This window comes from Actinotalea sp. C106, from assembly GCF_023630195.1.
Classification (GTDB): domain Bacteria; phylum Actinomycetota; class Actinomycetes; order Actinomycetales; family Cellulomonadaceae; genus Actinotalea.
This window is the reverse complement of the sequence record NZ_JALPKN010000268.1, coordinates 1-4,243: the sequence shown is the minus strand read 5'-3', so window position 1 is coordinate 4,243 and position 4,243 is coordinate 1. Positions and strand designations below refer to the sequence as shown.

Here is a 4,243-nt window from a genome sequence, read left to right as displayed (position 1 = left end):
GCAGGGTCCGGTCGCGCTGCCCGGAGGGGGCGAGGCACGGCGCCGGTGTGGCAGGCTGACGGTCACCGGGCCGGCGCGCCCGGCCTAGGCAGGACCGTCATCGGCGGGGCGTCCCCACGCGTCGCCGCCAGCAGGCCAGGACGAGGAGCGACGACCGGTGGATCCAGCGGACATGGGTGACGACCTCGAGCGGGTGCTCCTGAGCGAGGAGCAGCTCGGGGCCCGTCTCGACGAGATCGCCGCCCAGATCGACGCCGACTACGCCGGGCGGGACCTCCTGCTGGTGGGGGTCCTCAAGGGGGCCGTGATGGTCATGGCCGACCTCTCGCGGCGCCTGCACTCCTCGGTCGAGATGGACTGGATGGCCGTCTCCTCCTACGGCGCGGGGACGACGTCCTCGGGGGTGGTGCGGATCCTCAAGGACCTCGACGCCGACCTGACCGGCCGCGACGTGCTGATCGTCGAGGACATCATCGACTCGGGGCTCACGCTGTCGTGGCTGCTCGCGAACCTCCGTTCGCGCGGCCCGGCCTCGGTCGAGATCGCCACCATGCTGCGCAAGCCCGAGGCCGCCAAGGTCGAGGTCGACGTGCGCTACGTGGGCTTCGACATCCCGACCGACTTCGTCGTCGGCTACGGCCTGGACTACGCCGAGAAGTACCGCAACCTGCCCTTCGTCGGGACCCTCGCCCCGCACGTCTACGGCGACTGAGCCCCGCCCGTCCTGCCCTGGGCGAACAGCGGCCAGGATCCCCAGGTCCACGGGGTAACGTGCACGCCAGACTGCCCCGCGATCAGGAGGGATAGGGCTCTGCCCCGTCGCCCATGAACCTCAAGCGCCTCACCCGTGGTCCCGTGCTGTGGATCGTGCTGGCGGTGACCATCCTCTGGGTGGCCGCGGCCACCTTCATGTCCGAGGGGGTCCAGCGGATCGACACCTCCGAGGGCCTCGAGCTGCTCGCGGGGGACACGGTCGAGCAGGCCCTGATCACCGACGGCCAGCAGCGGGTGGACCTCACGCTCACCGAGGACTTCGGGGACTCCGGCCGCAACGTCCAGTTCTACTACGTGGCCCCGCAGGGCCCGGACGTGGTCGACGCGGTCGCCGGCGCCGAGCTCGAGGGTGGCTACAACTCCGAGGTCCCGCAGACCTCGTGGTGGGCCAGCCTGCTCGGCCTGATGCTCCCGCTGATCATCCTCATCGCGCTGTTCTGGTTCATCATGTCCCGCATGCAGGGCGGCGGGTCGCGCGTCATGCAGTTCGGCAAGTCCAAGGCCAAGCTCGTCTCGAAGGAGACGCCGCAGGTCAGCTTCGCGGACGTCGCCGGGGTCGACGAGGCGGTCGAGGAGCTCCAGGAGATCAAGGAGTTCCTCTCCGACCCGACCAAGTTCCAGGCCGTCGGGGCCAAGATCCCCAAGGGCGTACTCCTCTACGGCCAGCCCGGGACCGGCAAGACCCTGCTCGCCCGTGCCGTCGCCGGCGAGGCAGGGGTGCCGTTCTACTCGATCTCGGGCTCGGACTTCGTCGAGATGTTCGTCGGTGTGGGCGCCAGCCGGGTGCGTGACCTCTTCACGCAGGCCAAGGAGAACTCGCCGGCCATCATCTTCATCGACGAGATCGACGCCGTCGGCCGCCACCGCGGTGCCGGCATGGGCGGCGGGCACGACGAGCGCGAGCAGACCCTCAACCAGATGCTGGTCGAGATGGACGGCTTCGACGCCACGTCCAACGTCATCCTCATCGCGGCGACCAACCGCCCCGACATCCTCGACCCCGCCCTGCTGCGCCCGGGTCGCTTCGACCGCCAGGTCACCGTGGACGCCCCTGACCTCAAGGGTCGCGAGCAGATCCTGAGCGTGCACTCCCAGGGCAAGCCCATGGCCCCCGACGTCGACCTGCACGCCGTCGCCAAGCGGACGCCGGGCTTCACGGGGGCCGACCTCGCGAACGTGCTCAACGAAGCCGCGCTGCTCACCGCGCGCACCAACGGGCAGGTCGTGGGCAACCACGAGCTCGACGAGGCGATCGACCGCGTCATCGCCGGCCCGCAGAAGCGGACCCGGCTGATGAACGACAAGGAGAAGAAGATCACGGCGTACCACGAGGGCGGTCACGCCCTGGTCGCCGCGGCGCTGCGCTACACCGACCCGGTCACCAAGGTCACGATCCTGCCCCGGGGCCGGGCCCTGGGCTACACGATGGTGATGCCCGCGGAGGACAAGTACTCGACCACGCGCAACGAGCTCCTCGACCAGCTCGCCTACGCGATGGGTGGCCGGGTGGCCGAGGAGATCGTCTTCCACGACCCCACCACCGGGGCGTCCAACGACATCGAGAAGGCCACCTCGATCGCCCGCAAGATGGTCACCCAGTACGGCATGAGCGAGAAGGTCGGCGCGGTCAAGCTGGGCCAGGACAGCGGCGAGGTCTTCATGGGCCGCGACATGGGCCACGGCCGCGACTACTCCGAGCAGGTCGCGGGGGTGGTCGACGTCGAGGTGCGGCGGCTGATGGACTTCGCCCACGACGAGGCCTACGAGATCCTCAACGCCTACCGTGACGTCCTGGACGCACTGGTCCTCGAGCTCCTCGAGCGCGAGACCCTCAACCAGGCCGAGATCGCCGAGGTCTTCGAGGCCGTGGTCAAGCGTGAGCCCCGCGACGTGTGGATCTCGGGCCCGGGGCGATCTGTCTCGCCGCTGCCCCCGGTGCAGAGCCCGCGCGAGCGCGCCGCGAGCAACGGCGGCCCCGTCATCCCGCAGGACGAGGCCGCAGCCGCCAAGGACGAGCACCCCGCGCAGCCCATCGGCGAGGTGCCGCCCGGCGGCACCGTGGGCCCCGGGAACTGAGGACCGTGACGCACATCGCTGACGAGGTCTCGCTGCCCGGCGAGACGCCCGGCACCCCCCGGCTCCCGTACGACGCCGAGCGTGCGGAACGCGCGATCCGCGAGCTGCTCCTCGCCGTCGGCGAGGACCCGGACCGCGACGGGCTGCAGGAGACCCCCGCCCGGGTGGCGCGGGCCTACGCCGAGACCTTCGCCGGGCTCTACCAGGACCCGCGCGAGGTGCTGTCGACCACCTTCGACCTCGGCCACGAGGAGATGATCCTGGTCAAGGACATCGCGGTGTACTCGACCTGCGAGCACCACCTGGTCCCCTTCCACGGCGTCGCGCACGTGGGGTACATCCCCGGGGCCGACGGGCGGATCACGGGGCTGTCGAAGATCGCTCGCCTGGTGGACCTCTACGCCCGACGGCCCCAGGTCCAGGAGCGCCTGACCACCCAGGTCGCCGATGCCCTGGTCGAGGTCCTCGCCCCGCGCGGGGTGCTGGTGGTCGTCGAGTGCGAGCACCTGTGCATGTCCATGCGTGGGGTGCGCAAGCCAGGTTCCCGCACGGTCACCTCGGCCGTCCGGGGCCAGATGCGCGACGTCGCGACCCGGGCCGAGGCCATGAGCCTGGTCCTCGGACGCTGACCCGGCCCTAGGCTGGTCCCGTGACGTCCGACCGCCACCCCGCGCCGCTGCCCGCGGCCCTCACCGGGATCGAGCGGACCCTGGTCATGGGTGTGGTGAACGTGACCCCGGACTCCTTCAGCGACGGCGGCGCGTGGTTCGAGCCCGCGGCGGCGGTCGAGCACGGCCGCCGGCTGCTGGCCGACGGTGCCGACCTGCTCGACGTGGGGGGCGAGTCCACCCGCCCCGGTGCGCTGCGGGTCGACGTCGACGAGGAGCGCCGTCGCGTGCTGCCCGTGATCCGCGAGCTGTGCGCTGCCGGGGCCGTGGTCAGCATCGACACCACGCGGGCCCAGGTCGCGGCTGAGGCCGTCGAGGCCGGGGCCGTGGTCGTCAACGACGTCTCGGGCGGACTGGCCGACGAGGGCATGGCCCGGGTCGTGGCCGAGACGGGGGTCGTCTACGTCGCGATGCACTGGCGAGGTCACGCCGACGTGATGGACGCCCTGGCGACCTACGGGGACGTCGTGCAGGACGTGCGGGCCGAGCTCGCGGGTCGCCTGGACGCCCTCGTCGCCGCGGGGGTGGACCCCACCCAGGTGGTCCTGGATCCCGGCCTCGGCTTCGCCAAGCCCGGCCGGGACAACTGGCCCCTGCTGGCCCACCTCGACGAGCTGCGCTCGATCGGCCGCCCCCTGCTGGTGGGTGCCTCGCGCAAGCGCTTCCTGGGGCACCTGCTGGCGGGCCCCGACGGGTCGCCCGCCCCGCCCCCCGAGCGGGACCGG

At 71.7% G+C, this 4,243-nt stretch carries 4 protein-coding genes; all 4 read left to right on the top strand.

Features of this window, described 5'->3' with window-relative positions; all coding sequences use genetic code 11:
• The first annotated feature begins 157 nt into the window (after nt 1–157).
• Nucleotides 158–712: a hypoxanthine phosphoribosyltransferase gene (hpt, locus tag L0B03_RS14590; protein ID WP_208056674.1), complete on the top strand. Its 555-nt coding sequence runs from the start codon at nt 158–160 to the stop codon at nt 710–712.
• 113 nt (nt 713–825) lie between these two features.
• On the top strand, nt 826–2,850 hold the full coding sequence (ftsH, locus tag L0B03_RS14585) for an ATP-dependent zinc metalloprotease FtsH (protein ID WP_250447052.1): 2,025 nt from the start codon (nt 826–828) through the stop codon (nt 2,848–2,850).
• A 14-nt stretch (nt 2,851–2,864) separates the two neighbouring features.
• Nucleotides 2,865–3,479, top strand: a complete 615-nt coding sequence (gene folE, locus L0B03_RS14580; RefSeq protein WP_374204965.1) for a GTP cyclohydrolase I FolE — start codon at nt 2,865–2,867, stop codon at nt 3,477–3,479.
• A gap of 20 nt (nt 3,480–3,499) precedes the next feature.
• Nucleotides 3,500–4,243 (top strand): dihydropteroate synthase (folP, locus tag L0B03_RS14575; RefSeq protein ID WP_250447050.1); only part of this gene is annotated, 744 nt, incomplete at its 3' end.